The organism is Shimia sp. MIT910701, from assembly GCF_047126315.1.
Classification (GTDB): domain Bacteria; phylum Pseudomonadota; class Alphaproteobacteria; order Rhodobacterales; family Rhodobacteraceae; genus Shimia.
The window spans coordinates 2540707-2558733 of the sequence record NZ_CP138953.1 but is presented as its reverse complement, the minus strand read 5'-3'; the positions used below and the strand labels follow the sequence as shown (position 1 = coordinate 2558733).

Annotated in this window: 18 protein-coding genes; 9 read left to right on the top strand and 9 right to left on the bottom strand. The window is 60.1% G+C overall.

The window, feature by feature from the left end; all coding sequences use genetic code 11:
• The first annotated feature begins 77 nt into the window (after nucleotides 1-77).
• On the top strand, nucleotides 78-2024 hold the full coding sequence (acs, locus tag SIB38_RS12300) for an acetate--CoA ligase (protein WP_412550248.1): 1947 nt from the start codon (nucleotides 78-80) through the stop codon (nucleotides 2022-2024).
• A 77-nt stretch (nucleotides 2025-2101) separates the two neighbouring features.
• On the opposite strand, the gene SIB38_RS12295 is transcribed toward acs, so the two are convergent.
• Entirely contained in the window at nucleotides 2102-3256 is a 1155-nt protein-coding gene (locus SIB38_RS12295) for an MFS transporter (RefSeq protein ID WP_412550247.1), read from the bottom strand.
• A gap of 93 nt (nucleotides 3257-3349) precedes the next feature.
• On the opposite strand from SIB38_RS12295, the gene SIB38_RS12290 reads away from it, so the two are divergent.
• Nucleotides 3350-3826, top strand: a complete 477-nt coding sequence (locus tag SIB38_RS12290; protein WP_412550246.1) for an Lrp/AsnC family transcriptional regulator — start codon at nucleotides 3350-3352, stop codon at nucleotides 3824-3826.
• A 69-nt stretch (nucleotides 3827-3895) separates the two neighbouring features.
• A complete protein-coding gene (locus SIB38_RS12285) occupies nucleotides 3896-4819 on the top strand; it encodes a DMT family transporter (protein ID WP_294113267.1) in 924 nt (307 codons plus the stop codon).
• On the opposite strand, the gene SIB38_RS12280 is transcribed toward SIB38_RS12285, so the two are convergent.
• The gene (locus SIB38_RS12280; RefSeq protein ID WP_294113269.1) at nucleotides 4776-5456 is read right to left on the bottom strand and encodes a thiamine diphosphokinase; all 681 of its coding nucleotides are present in this window, start codon (nucleotides 5454-5456) and stop codon (nucleotides 4776-4778) included. The genes SIB38_RS12285 and SIB38_RS12280 overlap by 44 nt on opposite strands.
• A gap of 142 nt (nucleotides 5457-5598) precedes the next feature.
• Here SIB38_RS12280 and SIB38_RS12275 point away from each other — a divergent pair, with 142 nt between their 5' ends.
• Nucleotides 5599-8067 carry a hypothetical protein gene (locus tag SIB38_RS12275; protein WP_412550245.1) on the top strand — a complete coding sequence of 823 codons (2469 nt, stop codon included), beginning with the start codon at nucleotides 5599-5601 and terminating at the stop codon, nucleotides 8065-8067.
• A gap of 48 nt (nucleotides 8068-8115) precedes the next feature.
• Here the strand turns inward: SIB38_RS12275 and SIB38_RS12270 are convergent, their stop codons facing one another.
• The 3 genes from SIB38_RS12270 to SIB38_RS12260 form a co-directional block, all read right to left on the bottom strand.
• Nucleotides 8116-8583 carry a thiol-disulfide oxidoreductase DCC family protein gene (locus SIB38_RS12270; RefSeq protein WP_294113271.1) on the bottom strand — a complete coding sequence of 156 codons (468 nt, stop codon included), beginning with the start codon at nucleotides 8581-8583 and terminating at the stop codon, nucleotides 8116-8118.
• Nucleotides 8584-8698: 115 nt separating this feature from the next.
• Entirely contained in the window at nucleotides 8699-8941 is a 243-nt protein-coding gene (locus tag SIB38_RS12265) for a DUF2842 domain-containing protein (RefSeq protein ID WP_294113273.1), read from the bottom strand.
• A 28-nt stretch (nucleotides 8942-8969) separates the two neighbouring features.
• Nucleotides 8970-10283: an adenylosuccinate synthase gene (locus SIB38_RS12260; RefSeq protein ID WP_412550244.1), complete on the bottom strand. Its 1314-nt coding sequence runs from the start codon at nucleotides 10281-10283 to the stop codon at nucleotides 8970-8972.
• A 151-nt stretch (nucleotides 10284-10434) separates the two neighbouring features.
• Here SIB38_RS12260 and SIB38_RS12255 point away from each other — a divergent pair, with 151 nt between their 5' ends.
• Together SIB38_RS12255 and SIB38_RS12250 are read left to right on the top strand one after the other, a co-directional pair.
• Nucleotides 10435-10830, top strand: a complete 396-nt coding sequence (locus SIB38_RS12255; protein WP_294113276.1) for a DUF6524 family protein — start codon at nucleotides 10435-10437, stop codon at nucleotides 10828-10830.
• A 140-nt stretch (nucleotides 10831-10970) separates the two neighbouring features.
• Nucleotides 10971-11873: a transferrin-binding protein-like solute binding protein gene (locus SIB38_RS12250; protein WP_294113277.1), complete on the top strand. Its 903-nt coding sequence runs from the start codon at nucleotides 10971-10973 to the stop codon at nucleotides 11871-11873.
• Here the strand turns inward: SIB38_RS12250 and SIB38_RS12245 are convergent.
• The 4 genes from SIB38_RS12245 to SIB38_RS12230 are packed head-to-tail and all read right to left on the bottom strand — an operon-like array spanning nucleotide 11870 to nucleotide 14714.
• Nucleotides 11870-12202 carry a nitrile hydratase accessory protein gene (locus tag SIB38_RS12245; protein WP_412550243.1) on the bottom strand — a complete coding sequence of 111 codons (333 nt, stop codon included), beginning with the start codon at nucleotides 12200-12202 and terminating at the stop codon, nucleotides 11870-11872. The genes SIB38_RS12250 and SIB38_RS12245 overlap by 4 nt on opposite strands.
• Nucleotides 12199-12876 (bottom strand): nitrile hydratase subunit beta, encoded by a 678-nt coding sequence (gene nthB / locus SIB38_RS12240; protein WP_412550242.1) that lies wholly within the window; start codon nucleotides 12874-12876, stop codon nucleotides 12199-12201. The genes SIB38_RS12245 and nthB overlap by 4 nt, the downstream gene beginning before the upstream one ends.
• Complete coding sequence (gene nthA / locus SIB38_RS12235; protein WP_294113283.1) at nucleotides 12873-13502, bottom strand: nitrile hydratase subunit alpha; 630 nt, start codon at nucleotides 13500-13502, stop codon at nucleotides 12873-12875. The genes nthB and nthA overlap by 4 nt, the downstream gene beginning before the upstream one ends.
• Before the next feature lie 51 nt (nucleotides 13503-13553).
• Nucleotides 13554-14714, bottom strand: coding sequence for a helix-turn-helix transcriptional regulator (locus SIB38_RS12230; protein ID WP_412550241.1), 1161 nt, complete (start codon nucleotides 14712-14714; stop codon nucleotides 13554-13556).
• A 431-nt stretch (nucleotides 14715-15145) separates the two neighbouring features.
• Here SIB38_RS12230 and secG point away from each other — a divergent pair, with 431 nt between their 5' ends.
• From secG to SIB38_RS12215, 3 genes are all read left to right on the top strand, one after another.
• Nucleotides 15146-15508 carry a preprotein translocase subunit SecG gene (gene secG, locus SIB38_RS12225; RefSeq protein WP_294113287.1) on the top strand — a complete coding sequence of 121 codons (363 nt, stop codon included), beginning with the start codon at nucleotides 15146-15148 and terminating at the stop codon, nucleotides 15506-15508.
• Between the two features lie 263 nt (nucleotides 15509-15771).
• On the top strand, nucleotides 15772-17415 hold the full coding sequence (locus SIB38_RS12220) for a CTP synthase (protein ID WP_294113289.1): 1644 nt from the start codon (nucleotides 15772-15774) through the stop codon (nucleotides 17413-17415).
• A gap of 269 nt (nucleotides 17416-17684) precedes the next feature.
• A complete protein-coding gene (locus SIB38_RS12215; protein WP_294113292.1) occupies nucleotides 17685-17957 on the top strand; it encodes a hypothetical protein in 273 nt (90 codons plus the stop codon).
• Nucleotides 17958-18027 lie beyond the last annotated feature (70 nt).

The following is an 18027-nucleotide window of genomic DNA, read 5'->3' as shown; positions in this document are numbered from 1 at the left end:
TTGCGCCAAAAGTCGAGTTGACCTCGCGGCGCAGCCCCCTAACCTCGCCCCCAAAGAATTCCTATTCGAGGTCCAATATGTCTGACACCACATTTCCCCCATCCAAAGAACTGGCAGAAAACGCCATCATCACTGCAGATAAGTACCAAGAGATGTACGCGGCGTCAGTGTCTGATCCTGAGGCGTTTTGGCGGGAGCATGGCCAGCGTGTGGACTGGATCAAGCCGTACACCAAGGTGAAGAACACCTCCTTTGCGCCCGGTGCTGTGGACATCAAATGGTTTGAAGACGGCACGCTCAACGTGGCCGCCAACTGTATCGACCGCCATCTGGAAACCCGCGGCAATCAGGCCGCGATCATCTTTGAACCGGATGATCCCAACGAGCCAGCCCAGTCGATCACCTATGCCGATCTGCACCAGCGCGTCTGCCGCATGGCCAATGTGCTGGAGCAGCTGGGCGTGCGCAAAGGCGACCGCGTTGTCATTTACCTGCCGATGATCCCGGAAGCGGCTTACGCCATGCTGGCCTGTGCCCGTATCGGCGCGATCCATTCCATCGTGTTTGCCGGCTTCTCTCCAGACGCGCTCGCCGCCCGGATCAACGGCTGTGACGCCAAAGTGGTGATCACCGCAGACAGCGCCCCACGTGGCGGCCGCAAAACCGCGCTCAAGTCCAACACCGACGCCGCCCTGCTGCACACCAAAGACACCGTCAAGTGTCTGGTGGTGAAGCGCACTGGCGATCAGACCACCTGGATCGACGGCCGCGACTATGACTACAACGAGATGGTCATGGAAGTCGGCGACTACTGCAAACCGGCCGAGATGAACGCCGAAGATCCGCTGTTCATCCTCTACACCTCCGGCTCCACCGGGCAGCCCAAAGGCGTGGTGCATTCCACCGGCGGCTATCTGGTGTATGCCTCGATGACGCATGAATACACCTTTGATTACAAAGACGGCGACATCTTCTGGTGCACCGCCGATGTGGGCTGGGTCACCGGCCACAGCTACATCGTCTATGGCCCGCTCGCCAATGGCGCCACCACGCTGATGTTTGAGGGTGTGCCGACCTATCCGGACGCCTCCCGTTTCTGGCAGGTGTGCGAAAAACACCGCGTGAACCAGTTCTACACCGCGCCCACCGCGCTGCGGGCCTTGATGGGCCAAGGCAATGAATATGTTGAGAAATGTGACCTCAGCTCCTTGCGCATCCTTGGCACCGTCGGCGAGCCAATCAACCCCGAGGCCTGGACCTGGTACAACGACGTGGTCGGCGGCGGCCGCTGCCCAATTGTGGACACCTGGTGGCAGACCGAGACCGGCGGCCACATGATGACGCCCCTTCCCGGCGCCCATGCGACCAAGCCAGGTGCAGCAATGAAGCCCTTCTTTGGCGTGCACCCGGTGGTGCTGGACCCGCAGTCTGGCGAAGAGATCTCCGGCAATGATGTCGAAGGGGTTCTGGCGATCAAAGAAAGCTGGCCGAGCCAGATGCGCACCGTCTGGGGCGACCACGAGCGCTTTGAGAAGACCTACTTCAGCGACTACAAAAACTACTACTTCGCGGGTGACGGCTGTAAGCGCGACGCGGATGGCGACTACTGGATCACCGGCCGTGTGGACGATGTGATCAACGTGTCCGGCCACCGCATGGGCACCGCCGAGGTGGAATCTGCGCTTGTGGCCCACGCCGCTGTCGCTGAGGCTGCTGTGGTGGGCTATCCGCACGACATCAAAGGCCAAGGCATCTACTGCTACGTCACTTTGATGAACGATCAGGAGCCTTCCGAGGAGCTGCGCAAAGAACTGCGCACCTGGGTCCGGACGGAAATTGGCCCAATTGCCTCGCCCGACCTGATCCAATGGGCGCCCGGCCTGCCCAAAACCCGCTCCGGCAAAATCATGCGCCGCATCCTGCGCAAAATCGCCGAAAACGACTACGGCAGCCTGGGGGATACCTCCACATTGGCGGATCCCGGCGTTGTGGACGATCTGATTGAGAACCGCATGAACCGCTAAGATTTTCCCCGATCGCGGGCGTCGATCCATCGCCCGCGCTCACTCCCTGTCGGGCCAGCCTTGTGCTGGCCCTTTTTTTACTCCGCCGCCGGGACCGCTACGCGCCCTGCCCGCCGCAGCGCCCAGATCGCACCGATCAACGCGGGCGCAACGCAGACCGCCGACACCAATGCCGTCATCGCAAACCCCTGCGCCTCAAACACCAGCCGAAAGACGGCGGTGCCGACAAACATCGCCACATAGGTGGTCGCGCTATAGAGCCCCAAAATCGCCCCGCGCTGGCTTGGCGACAGGGCGCTCAACTGTCCCACCAGGATATTGAGCCCCAGATGGTTCACCGCGCCCCACAGCAGGCACACCGCAAAGATCGCCACCCCCTGCCCCGCCAAAGCCGCCATCAGCAAATACACCAGCAACAAGGCGCCAAAGACCACCGGCGCGGCTTGTGTGGCGCCAAAGCGATCAATCAACCGGTCCAGCGGCGCCACCACACCAAAGCCCACGCCGTAGGTCAGCGCGCCAAGCCCGGCCATGCCGGTGGAAAACCCCAAAACTGTGGTCAAATGAGTCCCGAGGAAGGCGTAAAGCCCGTAAAACGCGCTCATAAACGCCACGACCGCCCCGAGGATCGGCAACAATCCTGGCACGCGAAACGCCTTGAACGGCGATACTGGCTGCACCGCAGGGCGGGATGGCACCTGCATGTGCCAAATCAACACAATCAGCCCCGCGCTTAGCGCAGTCATCAGGCCAAACACCGCCCGCCAATGCACCACATCCGCCAGCACCGCCGCAAAGGACACCCCTGCCACAAGGCTCAGGGTCCATCCAGTCAGAACTTTGCCAAGCGTCGCGCTTTCCTGCCCCTTGGGAGACACATCCGCAGCCAACCCGTAGGTGGCCGGCAAAGCAAGCCCCGCGCCAATCCCCGCCAGACCTTGCGCCAGTTTGAGAATAGCCAAGGATGGCGCCAGGGCGCTGGCCAGCAAAGCCACAACCAAAACAATCAGCGCCAGAACCAACGCGCGTTTTAATCCGATCTGATCGGCCCGCGGTGCCAAAAACAAGGCGCTCACCGCCGTGCTTCCGCCGTAGATCGCAGAGGCCAACATCACATCAGGCGCGCTTGCGCCTGCAAAATCCAGTGCCACATCCGCGGCAATCGGGCTCAACACCAAGGAATTGGACCCCACCACCGCAATGGCACACATCAACACCCAAACTGGCTTCATCACAGACTCCGTATTTTGGAGACTGGATAGCCAATCCGACACAAACTGTGTATGCCATAATGCAAATAGGTAAAAATTCCGAATGAGGTTCAGATGTCACTCAAAGACAAACAGGGTTTGGACGCCATTGACCGAAAACTATTAGGGCTTCTGAGCGCAGATGCCGAACAAAGCTACGCTACTTTGGGGGACAAAGTGGGACTGTCCCCGCCGGCCGTGCATGAACGGGTCAAACGCTACAAAGCGACGGGCCGCATTTCTGGCGTCTCTGCGCTGCTCAATCCGGAGATGACCGGCAAGCCGTTCCTGGCCTTTTTGCATGTGAACACTTCCGGCTGGGGCAAAACTGACGCCATCCTCGGCCTTGGCGACCTGCCCGAAGTTGAGGAAATCCACTCGGTGACCGGGGACACCTGCATGTTGTTGAAAGTGCGGATGCAGGATTCCAAAGCCATGGAGGACTTGCTCAAACGCATCTACGATATGCCCGAAGTGGTCAGCACCAAAACCTATGTCGCGCTCTCGACCTCACTGGAGCGCCCAGTTCAAGCCGGCATCACCGAATTCTGACACCCCAAGGCATTGTGTCGGCACAATCTTTCTGTTGCCTTGGTTAACACGCCCACCTAGCGTGCCCAAATGAACGAACATTCAGCGCACCAAGACCGTCCCCTGCTCGGCATTCTATTGATGCTTGGCTTTTGCGTGCTTGCCCCATTGGGCGATGCCGTGGCCAAACTTCTTTCTGGCGCGGTACCGCTGGGGCAGCTTGTCTTCATCCGCTTTGCCATTCAGGCGCTGATCCTCATTCCCATTGTGATCCTGACCCGCCGCCCATGGCGCATGACGCGCCGCGTGTTCAAACTGGTGGTCTGGCGCACCCTACTGCATGTCGCGGGCATTGCATTTATGTTCACCGCCCTACGCTACCTGCCGTTGGCGGATGCGGTTGCCATTGCCTTTGTCATGCCGTTCATCATGCTGGTGCTGGGGAAATATGTCCTCAACGAAGAGGTTGGCATGCGCCGCCTTTGGGCCTGCGTTGTGGGATTTGCCGGCACGCTTATGGTCATCCAGCCCAGTTTCGTTGAGGTGGGCGCCCCAGCGCTGTTGCCCTTGGGCGTTGCGGTAATCTTTGCGCTTTTCATGCTGGTCACCCGACAGATTGCCAAAGACACCGATCCCATTGGCGTTCAGGCAGTCAGCGGTGTGCTTGGGTCTGTCTTCATTGCCGTCGCGCTCTTCGTCGGCCAATCGCTGAACTGGCCCGCCCTGTCGCTGGCAAGTCCTGACAATAACTATTGGGGCCTACTGCTGGCAATTGGCGTCATCGGAACCGCCGCGCATCTCCTGATGACCTGGAGCCTGCGCTACGCCCCCTCGTCTACCCTCGCCTCGATGCAATATCTGGAGATCCCCATCGCTGCGCTGATCGGCTGGCTGATCTTTGGCGACTGGCCCAATGGCCTCGCCGCATTTGGCATATGCGTGACCATGGCCGCCGGTCTTTATGTGGTGTTCAGGGAGCGGGCCAGCCTTCAGGCGTCGCAAGCAGCGTCTTAACCAACAGCGGTAAAAACGTTTTGGGCAGGATCAGCAGCATCCCCGGCCCATCCATCTCCAAAGTCACAGGTCCGGTGGCGGCATTGGACGTGCCAATCAGGCCATCCGGCGCAAACGCGATGTCGTCAATCGGCCACTTCAACCCTTCTGAGCGCCCCGTCACGGCCCGCATCGGAAACAGCGACACCCGCGTCCCCACCGGCAGGTCCAGCTTTAGCCTCGGCGGCGCAACACAGAGCACATCGGTCTCCCCCACCAGCACACAGCGCCGGTCCGCCCGTCGCACCAACACGTTGTGGGCTGCCAACTCGTGATCCATCCGCGCGCCGGTGAAGCCCACGGCCACCACCAGCGGCGTTTCAATGTGGCGCAGCGCCTTGTCAAAATCGGTGCTGTCCTGCTCGGTGATCTCATGCAGCCGCTCCCAGGGAATGCCCGCCGCTTGCACCATGTCCAGGCTGTCCATGTCCCCAATCACCGCCTCCGGCATGTGCTCCGCGGCCAAACAATGCGCCGCGCCGCCATCCGCGGCCACCAATGTCGGGGCCAAAGCCAATGAGTCGTCTATATCGGAATCACTCAACGATCCCGCACCAACTAGCGTGATTGGTTCCAAACTGTGAACAATGGCCGTCATTTCTCCCCTCTCCGCCCCTCTCAAAAGCGTTTCGCCACAATTTGGCCTAGAAATGATACGCTGTCTTCCACAGAATCGGTCACGTTTCGACTTTCCTTTGGTGGTAGTTTGATCGGCGAGTAGTGCAAAGGACCCACAGAAGATGGTTACCAATAACAAAGTGCTCACGGTGTCTTACGGGACATTCTCCTGCACCCTAGAAGGGTTTGAGGAGTCGTTTGATACAATGAAGGCAATCGCTGAGTATTTCAGGGATCTGGCCGCGGACGACCGGTATTTCGGTGCCGAGCCCCCGACCCCGGATGCCGAGATGCTTGCCCGCATCGCAGAAAAAGAAATCGCCCGCCGCGTCAGCGCGCGTTTGGATCATGGCGCCATTGTCTTGAGCGCCGGTGAGCCCAAACCCGATGCCGAAGCACAGCCCGTTGCCGAGACCGCCCCAGCAGCGCAGCCGGAAGCCGTGGCCGAGCCCGCGCCGCAACCGGCTACAGTGGCAGCCGCGCCTGTTGCGGCACCTGTGGTCGAAGAGGCTGCGGAAGAGTCTGCCGCGCCGGTTGTGGAAGACACCCCGGTTGAAGCTGCTGTTGCGGACGTGGTTGAAACTGCCGAGGAAGACGTGATCGAAGAGGCGCCTGTTGTCGAGGAAACTGTAGAAGTCGCCGCCGAAGAGGTTGTGGCCGAAGAAACTCCAGCGGAAGACGCTTCTGTCGAAGTCGAAGCGGAACCAGTTGAGGTTGCCGAAGCAGAAGAAGCCGCTGCTGAACCGGTTGCTGAAACCGCCGAAGTTGAAGCCGCTGAAGAAGCTGCCTCCGAAGAGGACACCATCGCCGACAGCGTGATGGCCGCCATTGCCGAAGACAGCCTGCCTGAACCTGAAGCGGCACCTGTTGCCAAAGCAGTAGAGGACGTGGTCGAAGACGCCGTGGCTGAAGAAGCCCCTGTTGAAGCCGCAGAAGAGGTTGCCGAGGACGCGCCTGAAGTGGACCTGGCCGGCATCTCTGCCGCTGTGTCCGCTGTCGACGCCCTGTCTGACGATCAGCTGCAAACCGACGACGAGAATGACAACGCCGACCTGCTGGTGCTCGACGCACCGGTTGAGGACAGCACTGACCCGTTTGCCGAAGATGTGGTGGAAGAGGTTGCTGAGGACATCTCCGAAGCCGCCGACTGGGAAGACGCCGACGACGCACCGGAGTATGAAGAAAACTCCATCGCCGCCAAGCTGGAGCGCATCCGCGCCGTGGTGGCCCGCGTTGAAGCCGAGCCAGAGGCCGATGCGGTGGACGCCGAAGACGATCAGCCAGAGCTGACCACCGTCGCCGCCACCGATGAAGCCAACATCTTTGACGAAGACCTCGCGCCAATGGACCTCACCCCGGTGAACCTGGAAGACGATGCCGAGATCGAAGCCGCCGCTGAACTGGTGGAGGAGATCGTCGAAGCCCCTGCTGCCGTGGAAGACGCCGAAGTGGTCGAGGCCAAGGCCGAAGAGATCGAAGAGGTTGCCGCCGAGTCTGAACCAGAAGTGGTAAAGCCAAAAGTCCGCCCGCTGCGCGCCCGTGTGGTGCGTATGAAAAAGGCAGACTTTGAGGACGCCGTAGCCTCTGGCCGACTGGAAGCGGATCCGGAAAACGAAGACGCCGCCGAAGCAACCCCTGCGCCAGAAGCACCCAAGCCAACCAGCCTGACGCCGGAAGACGAGGCTGACTTGCTGGCCGAACTGGCCCAGGTGGAAGCGGAGCTGAAGCAATCTGATGTGGCCGAGGCCGAGGCAAAAGCAGAAGCACCCGCCCCCAAGGCCGAAGCGCCGGTTGTGCTCGACACGCCTACGGAGCCAGAAGCGCCCAAACCTGCAGAAGCCCGTCAACCTGCGCCGGAGCCGGATCTGTCGCGCCTGATGGCCAAGGCCAACAGCGAGATGGAAGAGCCACAGGGCAAAGGCCGCCGCAGCGCCATCGCGCATCTGCGCGCCGCCGTTGCCGCCACCCGTGCCGAAAAACGCGCTGGCACCGACGCCAAGAAGAAAGACGATACGGTGGCCTATCGTGGGGATCTTGCCTCTGTTGTGCGCTCTGTCCCTGGTGGCAAATCCCCTGAGGCCAAATCCACCAAAGCGGCCCCTGCGCCTCTGAAACTGGTTGCGGCACAGCGTGTAGACGCCACAGCCGAAGCCAACCCCGAACAACCCGCTCAGCCTGCGCCTGAAACCGCACAAAAAGCCCCCCGTCGCGTCCCTGTTCGTCCGCGTCGGGTGTCTTCTGACCAACTGGACCGCGACGAAGTTGCGAAGTCCGCTGCCCCGGTCAGCGCTAAAGGCACAACGTTGAGCGGGTTTGCTGACTACGCCGCCAGCATGGGGGCAACCCAGCTGCCGGAAAGCACCGAAGCGGCCGCCGCGTACCTGACCTTTGTTGAAGGTCTGGAGCGCTTCTCCCGTCCGATGCTGATGCGCATGTCGCGCGAAGTGAACGTTCCACAGTTCACCCGCGAAGAGGGCCTGCGCGCCTTTGGTCAGCTGCTGCGCGACAAGAAGATCGACAAGGTGGCCGGTGGGCGCTTTACCGCCAACGCCTCGATCAACTTCAAGCCGCGGGACAGCAAAGCCGGTTAAGCCCTGCCAAATACGCAAAACAAAAGCCCGATCATCCGATCGGGCTTTTCATTTTTGCAGCAACCGTTTGCGCAGCCGTTCGTCGGGCAAGGCGCACATATCCCCTTTGCCAAACATCGCATACCGATTGCGCGCAATCCGGCGGTAAATCCAATCCTGCACACTGCGTGGCAAAATCCGCAGCACCCGCAGCCCATGCCCAACGCCGCCAACCGTTTGTCCGACACGGATAATGGCATCAAGCGAGCTGTAGGCCTGCCCGTCGACAATCAGCAGCCAGCTTTCCGGATCATCAGGTTTCAGCCCGTAATGCCCCAACAAAGCCGTGCCCAACGCGGTCTGCCCCGGGCAAATCCGAAACACCTCATCCCGATCAAACCGCGCAATCATCCGCGCGCCAAAACTGCACAGCGCACAATCGCCATCCATCACCGTCACTGGTCCACTGTCGTCAAACGGCGGCACTGCGGGATCGTCCCGATAAGAATAAGGCGCACGTAAGGTCAACTCAGCCATGCCCAACCTTCTCGCGCGCGATGCACCGCCGCAAGTCTCCACATCCGCACACCCTCAAAAACGCAAAACGGCGACACCGAGGTGCCGCCGCCCACTATCTTTCTGCAAGGCCATCTTAGGGATCGTCATCAAACCGACGCGGCGTGGCGTCTGGATCTTCCTGACCAATGCCTTTGAACAGCGACTTAAACGGCAGGATCCACACAATCCCCAAACCGACATACAGCAACAACGTCACCAGCACCGAATCCGGCGCTATGGTGGTTGCCAGCACAGAGGCCACCAGAATGTAGATCGGCAGCCCCACAACCAGCACCAGAAGCGCCATGCGGCGACGGCCTTTGTAACTCAACGCCATGTCAGTCTCCTTTCAGAGGCTTACGCAATCAATCCGCAAATGGATCGGTGACCAGAATGGTGTCTTCCCGCTCCGGGCTGGTCGACAACAGCGCCACAGGGCACTCGATCAGCTCTTCTACGCGCTTCACGTATTTCACAGCATTGGCTGGCAGATCGTTCCAGCTGCGCGCGCCTTCGGTGGTCTCAGACCAGCCATCAATCTCTTCATAGATCGGCTTACACCGCGCCTGCTGATCCGCTGCGGTTGGCAGGTAATCCAGCGTTTCGCCGTCCAGCTCATAGCCCACGCAAATCTTCAGCGTCTTAAAACCGTCCAGTACGTCCAGCTTGGTCAGGCAGATGCCTTTGATGCCGGAGGTCGCGCAGGTCTGACGCACCAGCGCGGCATCAAACCAACCACAGCGACGCTGACGGCCAGTGGTGGTGCCAAACTCATGGCCACGGGTGCCAAGGCGTTCGCCATCCGCATCCGGGTTGCCCTCGGCATCCAGCAGTTCAGTTGGGAACGGCCCCTCACCCACGCGGGTGGTGTAGGCTTTCACAATGCCCAGCACATAATCGATGGAGCCCGGACCAATGCCCACGCCTGTGGCGGCTTGCCCGGCAATCACGTTGGAGGAGGTCACAAACGGATAGGTGCCAAAATCGATGTCCAGCAACGCGCCTTGCGCGCCTTCAAACAGAATCCGCTTGCCCGCTTTGCGCTTCTCGTTCAGCACTTTCCAAACCGGCGCCGCATAAGGCAGGATTTCTTTGGCAATCTCTTTCAGCTGCACAATCAACGCGTCGCGGTCAATTGGCTCCACGCCCAGACCTTTGCGCAGCGGATCGTGGTGCTGCAGTGCGCGGTCCACACGGGCTTCCAGAGTCGCCTCATCCGCCAGATCCGCCACGCGGATCGCGCGACGGCCCACTTTGTCCTCATAGGCCGGACCAATGCCGCGCCCAGTGGTGCCAATCTTGGTGCCTTTGGAGGCCGCTTCTTCCCGCGCCCGGTCCAGCTCACCGTGGAATGGCATGATCAGCGGCGTGTTTTCCGCAATCATCAGCGTCTCAGGCGAAATATCAACGCCCTGCTCCCGCACAGTCGCAATCTCTTTCACCAGATGCCACGGGTCCAGCACAACGCCGTTGCCGATCACGGACAATTTGCCGCCACGCACAACGCCGGACGGCAGCGCGTGCAGCTTGTATACCTTGCTGTCGATCACCAGCGTGTGGCCAGCGTTATGCCCACCTTGGAAACGCGCGATGACATCGGCACGTTCGCTGAGCCAGTCAACGATCTTGCCTTTACCTTCGTCGCCCCACTGAGCGCCTACAACAACAACATTGGCCATATCCGGTCCTTTGCAGAGAGTTCAAACCCGCGCCCTTGTAGCCATGTTGTTTGGCTTGGGAAACCACAAAAGCTGTCGCAGGCTGGACAGAACCCGCCTTTTTGCGCGAGGATTGCTGAAAAAGACAGGCAAGACATCTGAGGGGACAGAGATGGGGCTCTTGTTACGCTGGCTGATCGCCTTTCTGCTTTTGGCAGCAACCTACAACCCAACCGACTATAACTATGTCGTCTGGGCCCGCGCCAACTACGTCGAAGAACTGCCGCTCACCGTGCTTCTGGGCCTGCTTCTGCTCATCGGCTATGTGATCTACCTCCGCGCCACCCTGCGCTCCATCGGCGCCTTCGGCATGACTGTCGTACTCGCCGTGCTCGCCGCCATCGCCTGGGTTCTGCACGACTATGACATGCTCAGCTTGGACAACGGCGCCGTGAATATCTGGCTCGCCATCCTGGCGCTTTCTATTGTGCTGGGCATTGGCCTCGGCTGGTCCATCGTGCGCCGCATGCTGACCGGCCAAGTGGATGTGGACGACGTCGAGGCGTAGGCTCGCAAAAGAGCGCCAACAGGCCTCAATCACCGCAAAACCCTCCTTCCCAGCACTTGCAAAAACCACCATAAGGTGTGGAACTCCCCACCAATACACCCTATAAGCGCACATACATTTAGAAAATTTCCGGAACCACAATGTTTGCGCAGTTTCCAAAAGCAGCCCTTCTCCAAATCCTAGTAACGACTTTGTCCGCCTGCGGCGGTGGATCCACGTCTCCAGTCCCCTTCACCAGCACATCGGAGCTGCCCCCCGACGGCGCTGTTGAGCTGCAAGGACAGGCTCATACGGCTGCCTACACCACAAACTTGACTGATGGCACGACCACGTATGACACCCCTAGCGGCCCTCAGGACAGTTCACTTGCCATAACTTTCAGTAATGGCGAGCAAATCGCAATTTCAGGCTCAGCCGGAAACAGCAAGTTTGACATTGATACGCGGGATGGAGACGAAATCTATTACAGAGAAAATTCGACCTATTACTCCACTGATGCGGAAAATCGTGACGACGGTGATGCCGCTTACTTCTCAAAAACCGACTCAAGTGGCCTTGACCACTTAGTATACGGCGCATGGTATGATCTTGACCGTCAGAACCCAACAACTGGCGCAGGACATTACGGCGTGGCGACCCGAGCAACGGCTATGCCCCAAAGCAGCTCCGCGACCTATCGCGGCAAAGGGCTCGGAATCGCAAATCACGATGGTATTCACAGCGACACCAACTTTGACGTGACGGTGACAACATCGGATTTCAGTTCCATCTCGGTTCAAAGTTCAAATACGACCTGGACTGACGGAGCTCACAAAAGACTGAGTGATGGCACATACCAGTTCGTCGAAGACGCGAGCGCCCTAGATTTTTCCGGAACCGGACAAATTGATGACGCGGGCTTCAACGCGAACCTTACCTCCGCTGCAGGCTCCGGTACGGCAACCGGCAGCTTCTACGGCCCAAACGCTGAAGAAGTTGGGGCGAGCTTTGCGATCAGCGGTTCGGGCAGCACCCACATCGGCGCCTTCGGCGCCTCGCGTTAGACCGGCTTTGCCAAATTGACTGGCTGACCATGTGGCGTGGAAAGATAGGCCTCTGTCCACGCCGTTTTTAACTGCTGAAGCGCGCCCGTCCCGGCTATGCCGGTCTCCGCCAGAAACTCCTCAAGAGTTTCCAGCCACGCGTTGAAATAATCTGCGCCGCCATCCAATTCCTTAGCCAGCCCATTGGCTTTGAAGGTTGCCCCAAACCGCTCCGCCCAGGCCGACCACTCAAAATGCCCCGCTTCGTTAAGCGCCACCGTGATCGCAAAGACCTGCGCATGCCACGGCTCCGAAAACGCCGGTTCCGGTTTGTCGCCGCACCAGATCACGCCACCGGCTCCAGATAACTTTCCCACAAGTCCAGCACGACCTCATCGCGCGGATCGGCCTCTGCGCCCCACAACTCTTGCGCCGTGAACCGCACCGCATAGAGCGGCTCGGCGGCTTCCCCTATGAAATGCGCGTTGCTGTCGGGAAACACATGTGCACCATGCTGCAACACAACCTCGCCAACGGCGCCCGCCGCATAGGCTGGCAAACGCGTGTGCCCGCCCGGCACCGTCACATTGCGCGCGGGGCGACGGGTCTTCACCTTTGCCCCCACTGCAAACACTGGCGCCGCTGCCTCCCGCGTATAGGGACTGCCATTCATCAGCACCGCCTCAACCGTCTCCGGCTTGGCCGCCCGCTCAGAGACCGGCGACACCCCCGCCGCCTGTCCACTGGCCAGCTCTTCAACCGTCACCACCCCGCGATCCACCATCAGATCCGCGAGGCCGCCCATCCATTTTTCATAGTAACTGAACGCCGTGTAATCCTGCGGGTCCAGCAGCTCCCGCGCATGGCGGGAGGCATCAATGTTCCACTGTCCCAAAAAACCGCAAGCCACATTGAGCGCCAGCGCCCGCTTGTGCCAATCCTTGGCCTCCCCAAAGTCATAGCCATCCTGCGGGTCCACAGCGCCGGTGCCCAAACGGCCACCCATATCGTGAATGCGGCTCATGCGCCTGGCTCCTCCGTTAAAGGATCCTGTGCCAATGCGGTGCCAATCATGCTGTCGCGCGTGACCAAGGCCGCAAGTTCGTCTTCGCTGAGCCCCTCTGTGCCCGCTGGCCGCTGCGGCACCACCAGATAACGCACTTCGGCCGTGCTGTCCCAGACCCGTACCTTCTTGCCCTCCGGCAGACTCACACCAAACTCCGCCAAAACCGCCCTTGGTTCGCGCACCGCCCGCGCCCGATAGGCGTCCGATTTGTACCAGCCTGGCGGAATGCCCAACAAAGGCCACGGATAACAACTGCACAGCGTGCACACGACCATGTTGTGCACCGCATCGGTGTTCTCGACAAACACCATGTGCTCGCCCTGCCGCCCATAGAGCCCCATCTCCTGAAGCGTGGGCATCGGGTCTTCGATCATCTGACGGTGAAACGACGGATCGCGCCACATCTTCGCCACCACTTGCGCGCCGTTCTGCGGGCCAATCTTGTTTTGGTAGAGATCGATGATGGCGTCCAAGGCGGACGGATCGACCAAGCCTTTGTCCGTCAACAAAGTTTCCAACGCCTTGACCCGAAGCGCAGGGTCCGATGGCAGGTGTGAATGCGGGTGGTCGTGATCATGTGGCATGGCCGCACCCTGCCACCAGCCCCCAAATCTGTCCAGAGAGAGTGCGCGGCTCTAGACCTCCTCGTCCGGCAGATCAGGCACCGGCTCCACCGGCAGATCCACCTTCATCGCCGTCCGGATCAAATGCGTCTGCGACTTAGACGCCGTCTTCTCCAACACCGATGAAATCTGATTGCGCGTGCTGCCCACACTCACGTCGCGCTGCGCGGCAATCTCCTTCACCGACGCCCCATTGACCAACAATCGGCTCACCTCAGCCTCCGCCTCCGTCAGCGCAAAGATCGACGCCAACCCGTCCACCTCGATAGGGTCCCCAAGGCTCACATCCTTGATCACCAGAACCGCCATCTCCGCCGTGGACGGATCATCATCCATCAATTCTGCCAACGGACAGAGCGACGCCACATAAGCCATCCGCCCGCTGGGCCGTTCAAACACATAATGCGCCCGATCCGCGCCACGCCTGTCGTCCGCCGCAAAGGACTGCAACTGCGCCATCAGTCGACCGCCCTGCGGCCGCGCAGCACCAGAAAACCGCAACTGTCCCGACGCGTCCAGCGCAACCCCGTCCCGCTGATCTACCAGATCACCAAACCGCCGATTGTGATGCACCACAGTGCCGTTGCGAGCCACCACCGCAACGCCCAAGGTCATCCGGTCCAGCGCCGCGCTCACCGCTCTAAAGCGCGCCTGCAACAGTCGAAACGGCCGCATCATGTCCAGGGCGGCCGCAAAATGCTGCATATACACCGGCGCATCGACTTTCGCCTTCTCGCTAATCCCCGGGTGATTCACCGCATAATTCAGCGTGATGGAATCAAACCACAGCGGTGTCACCGACAGCCGCGCCGCATAGCGTTTGTCCAACCCCATGTGCTCGCGCGACCAGGCTGTCCCCGCACTGATGTCATCGCCAAGATCATGGGCGTCGGCCTCCGACATAAACTGAAAGCGCTCGTTCATTGCGCCCACTTTGCGCACAACCTTCTGCTCGTCTTGCCCAAACAGCCGCATAAATTCCGCAACCTTTTCAGCGATCTCGATCGGGCTGAAATGGATCTGCGACACAACCGGCTCGACCACATCATTGATCAGAATAGAAGAGCCGGCCGCCTCATACCGGCGGGCAAACCGCGCCAGCGCCGGCACAAAAGCCGGCTCTAAAGAGGCCGAGCGATAGATCTCAGAAATCAAAGTATGATCGATGTCCATGGCGTAAGCCGTCTCTTGCTGATTGGAAACCCCGCTCCCTTGGCGGGCGGCGGTATTAACATCACCGCAGAAAAACACACGACACCGAAAAACCACTTAACAAATGAAGCGTGCTTTTCCGGTCTCATGTGCCAACTTGCACATGCTCCGACTCGTTTGCCGTGAAACTACTCGAACCGCCCCGTGAGTGGTGGCATTGAGCCAAAGCCCCTTTTTAGCACCAAACCGTTGTACATCCCTGCCCGGCGGTGTCTTGTGGACGCCGTCGGGCTTTTCACATCTTCCGCCCCCACCTGTCTGCACATCTCTCCCCTTCCGGCACGGCCAGAACCCGCTTGCGGACAAACTCCCGCAAATCCACCTTGCCCCTCGCGACAAACTTGCCTACATACGCCGCTAGAAAATCCGAACGCTCGCTTTTACAGGTCCCAATGGAAAACGTTGTCCTCATCATTCACCTTCTTCTGGCTCTGGCGCTGATTGGCGTCGTTTTGATGCAACGTTCCGAAGGCGGCGGCCTCGGCATGGGCGGCGGCGGCGGCGCCGTGTCCGGCCGCGCAGCAGCCACCGCGCTGACCCGCGTGACCTGGATTCTGGCTGGCGCGTTCATCTGCACCTCGATCGCCCTGACCGTGATCGCAGCCAACAACTCTTCCTCCAGCTCGGTGTTTGACCGTCTGGGCACCTCCGCGCCTGCCGCGGAAGAAACCGCACCAACCCTGCCCGGCGCAGGCGACTCGCTGTTGCCGCCATCTGAAGGCGACAACGCGCCATTGGTGCCACGCGCCGACTAAACGTCGCGCACTCTGAACAAGGTCTGGCGGTTCCTCGGAGCCGCCTGATTTTTTGCCCCCATCGGGCATCCACCACAGCTTGAGGCCTATCAGCCAACCGCAACAGCATCTTGCGGTCCGGTTGCCTTTTTGCTGCGAATCCTATATGACTTAAGTCCCGTGATGCTGGGTCAAATTTGCAGGCGAATCTGCACTGACTTGGGCGCTGCTACATCGACAATCGTCCGGCCTGAGGGTCGACAATCACGGGGGATGCCACGCACATGGCGCGCTACATTTTCATTACGGGTGGGGTTGTTTCTTCGCTGGGCAAAGGTCTGGCGTCTGCGGCGTTGGGGGCGCTGCTGCAAGCACGGGGCTACACCGTGCGCCTGCGCAAACTGGATCCCTACTTGAACGTGGACCCCGGCACCATGTCGCCGTTTGAACACGGTGAAGTGTTTGTCACCGACGATGGCGCAGAAACAGACCTCGACCTCGGCCACTACGAGCGCTTCACCGGCGTGCCAGCGCGCATGACCGATTCCGTCTCCTCCGGCCGCGTCTATTCCAACGTGCTGGAAAAAGAACGCCGCGGCGACTACCTCGGCAAAACCATTCAGGTGGTCCCCCACGTCACCAACGAGATCAAAGACTTCCTGCATGTGGGCGACGACGAAGTTGACTTCATGCTCTGTGAAATCGGCGGCACCGTCGGCGACATCGAAGGCCTGCCGTTCTTTGAAGCCATTCGTCAGTTCAGCCACGACAAACCGCGTGGCGAATGTATCTTCATGCACCTGACGCTGCTGCCCTATCTGGCCGCCTCCGGAGAGCTCAAGACCAAGCCAACCCAGCACTCCGTAAAAGAGCTGCAATCCATCGGTATTGCGCCGGACGTTCTGGTCTGCCGCTCCGAGCAGCCCATCCCGGAAAAAGAGCGCCAGAAGATCGCCCTGTTCTGTAACGTGCGCAAAGAGCACGTGGTTGCTGCTTACGATCTGAAATCGATCTACGAAGCCCCGCTGGCCTATCACCGCGAAGGTCTCGATCAGGCCGTACTGGATGCGTTCGGCATCGCCCCGGCCCCACGCCCTGACTTGACCGTTTGGGAAGACGTCAACGACCGCATCCACAACACAGACGGCAAGGTCAACGTCGCCATTGTGGGCAAATACACCCAACTGGAAGACGCCTATAAGTCCATCAAAGAGGCGCTGACCCACGGTGGCATGGCCAACCGGGTAAAAGTCAACGTCAGCTGGGTAGACGCTGAGGTCTTTGACAAGGGCGACGCCGCCCCACATCTGGAAGGCTACGACGCCATTCTGGTGCCCGGCGGCTTTGGCGAGCGCGGCACCGAAGGCAAGATCAAAGCGGCGCAGTTTGCCCGCGAGCACAAAGTGCCTTACCTCGGCATCTGCCTTGGCATGCAAATGGCCGTCATCGAAGCCGCCCGCAACAAAGCGGGCATCGCCGACGCGGGCTCTGAGGAGTTTGACCACGAAGCCGGCAAAACCCGCTTTGAACCAGTTGTCTATCACCTCAAGGAATGGGTGCAGGGCAACGCCAAGGTCACCCGCAAGGCCACCGACGCCAAAGGCGGCACCATGCGCCTGGGCGCCTATGATGCCGCGCTGACTGAAGGCTCAAAAGTGGCCGAAGTCTACGGCGCCGCGTCTATCGAAGAACGCCACCGCCACCGCTACGAGGTGGACATCAAATACCGCGAGCAACTCGAGGCCTGCGGTCTGCGTTTCTCCGGCATGAGCCCGGATGGCCGCCTGCCAGAGATCGTGGAATGGGAAGACCACCCTTGGTTCATCGGCGTGCAGTTCCACCCGGAACTCAAGTCCAAGCCCTTTGATCCACACCCGCTGTTCCGCGACTTCGTGCGCGCCGCCAAGGAAAACAGCCGCCTGGTCTGATCAAGACAATCGGCTTGAACCTCACACAAGAGGCGCGCGCTTCGGCCCGCGCCTTTTTTGTGTGCTGCACCAAGTGTCCCAGCTTCTTCTTACCCCAAATATCCTGGGGTGAAGGGAGGCGCCGACTCCCTGAGGGGCAAAGCCCCTAACCCCATCAGCCTCAGATATGACGCGCCCGGCATTTTTCTCCCCCTAAGCCGCGCTTGACCAAACGGTCAATTCGCACCGAAACTCCGCCTCAATTGTTCAACTTATTGAGGAAGCCACGGATGAACTTTCCTGCGCGTATTTTGGCCGCTGCCACCCTATCCCTGACCGCCCGGCCTGCAATTGCCGCCAATGACGCCTCCGACAAACTGCTGAAATTGATCCGCGACAACGGCTGTCAGATGACCGCCATTGAGGCTGGAGAAACCCTTCCCAGACATGGCTTCACGCCGGACCAAACCCGCGACATTATCCGCGACTGGGACAAAAAAGGCTGGCTTGACGGCCACGGCTTTGCCGGCATCAAGCTCTCCGCCACCGGCTGCAAGGGCTAAGTCTGCTCTGGCGGGTGGTGCTGTTGCACCGCCCGCCCCATTTACCATGACGTGCACGTCAATTTTTGCA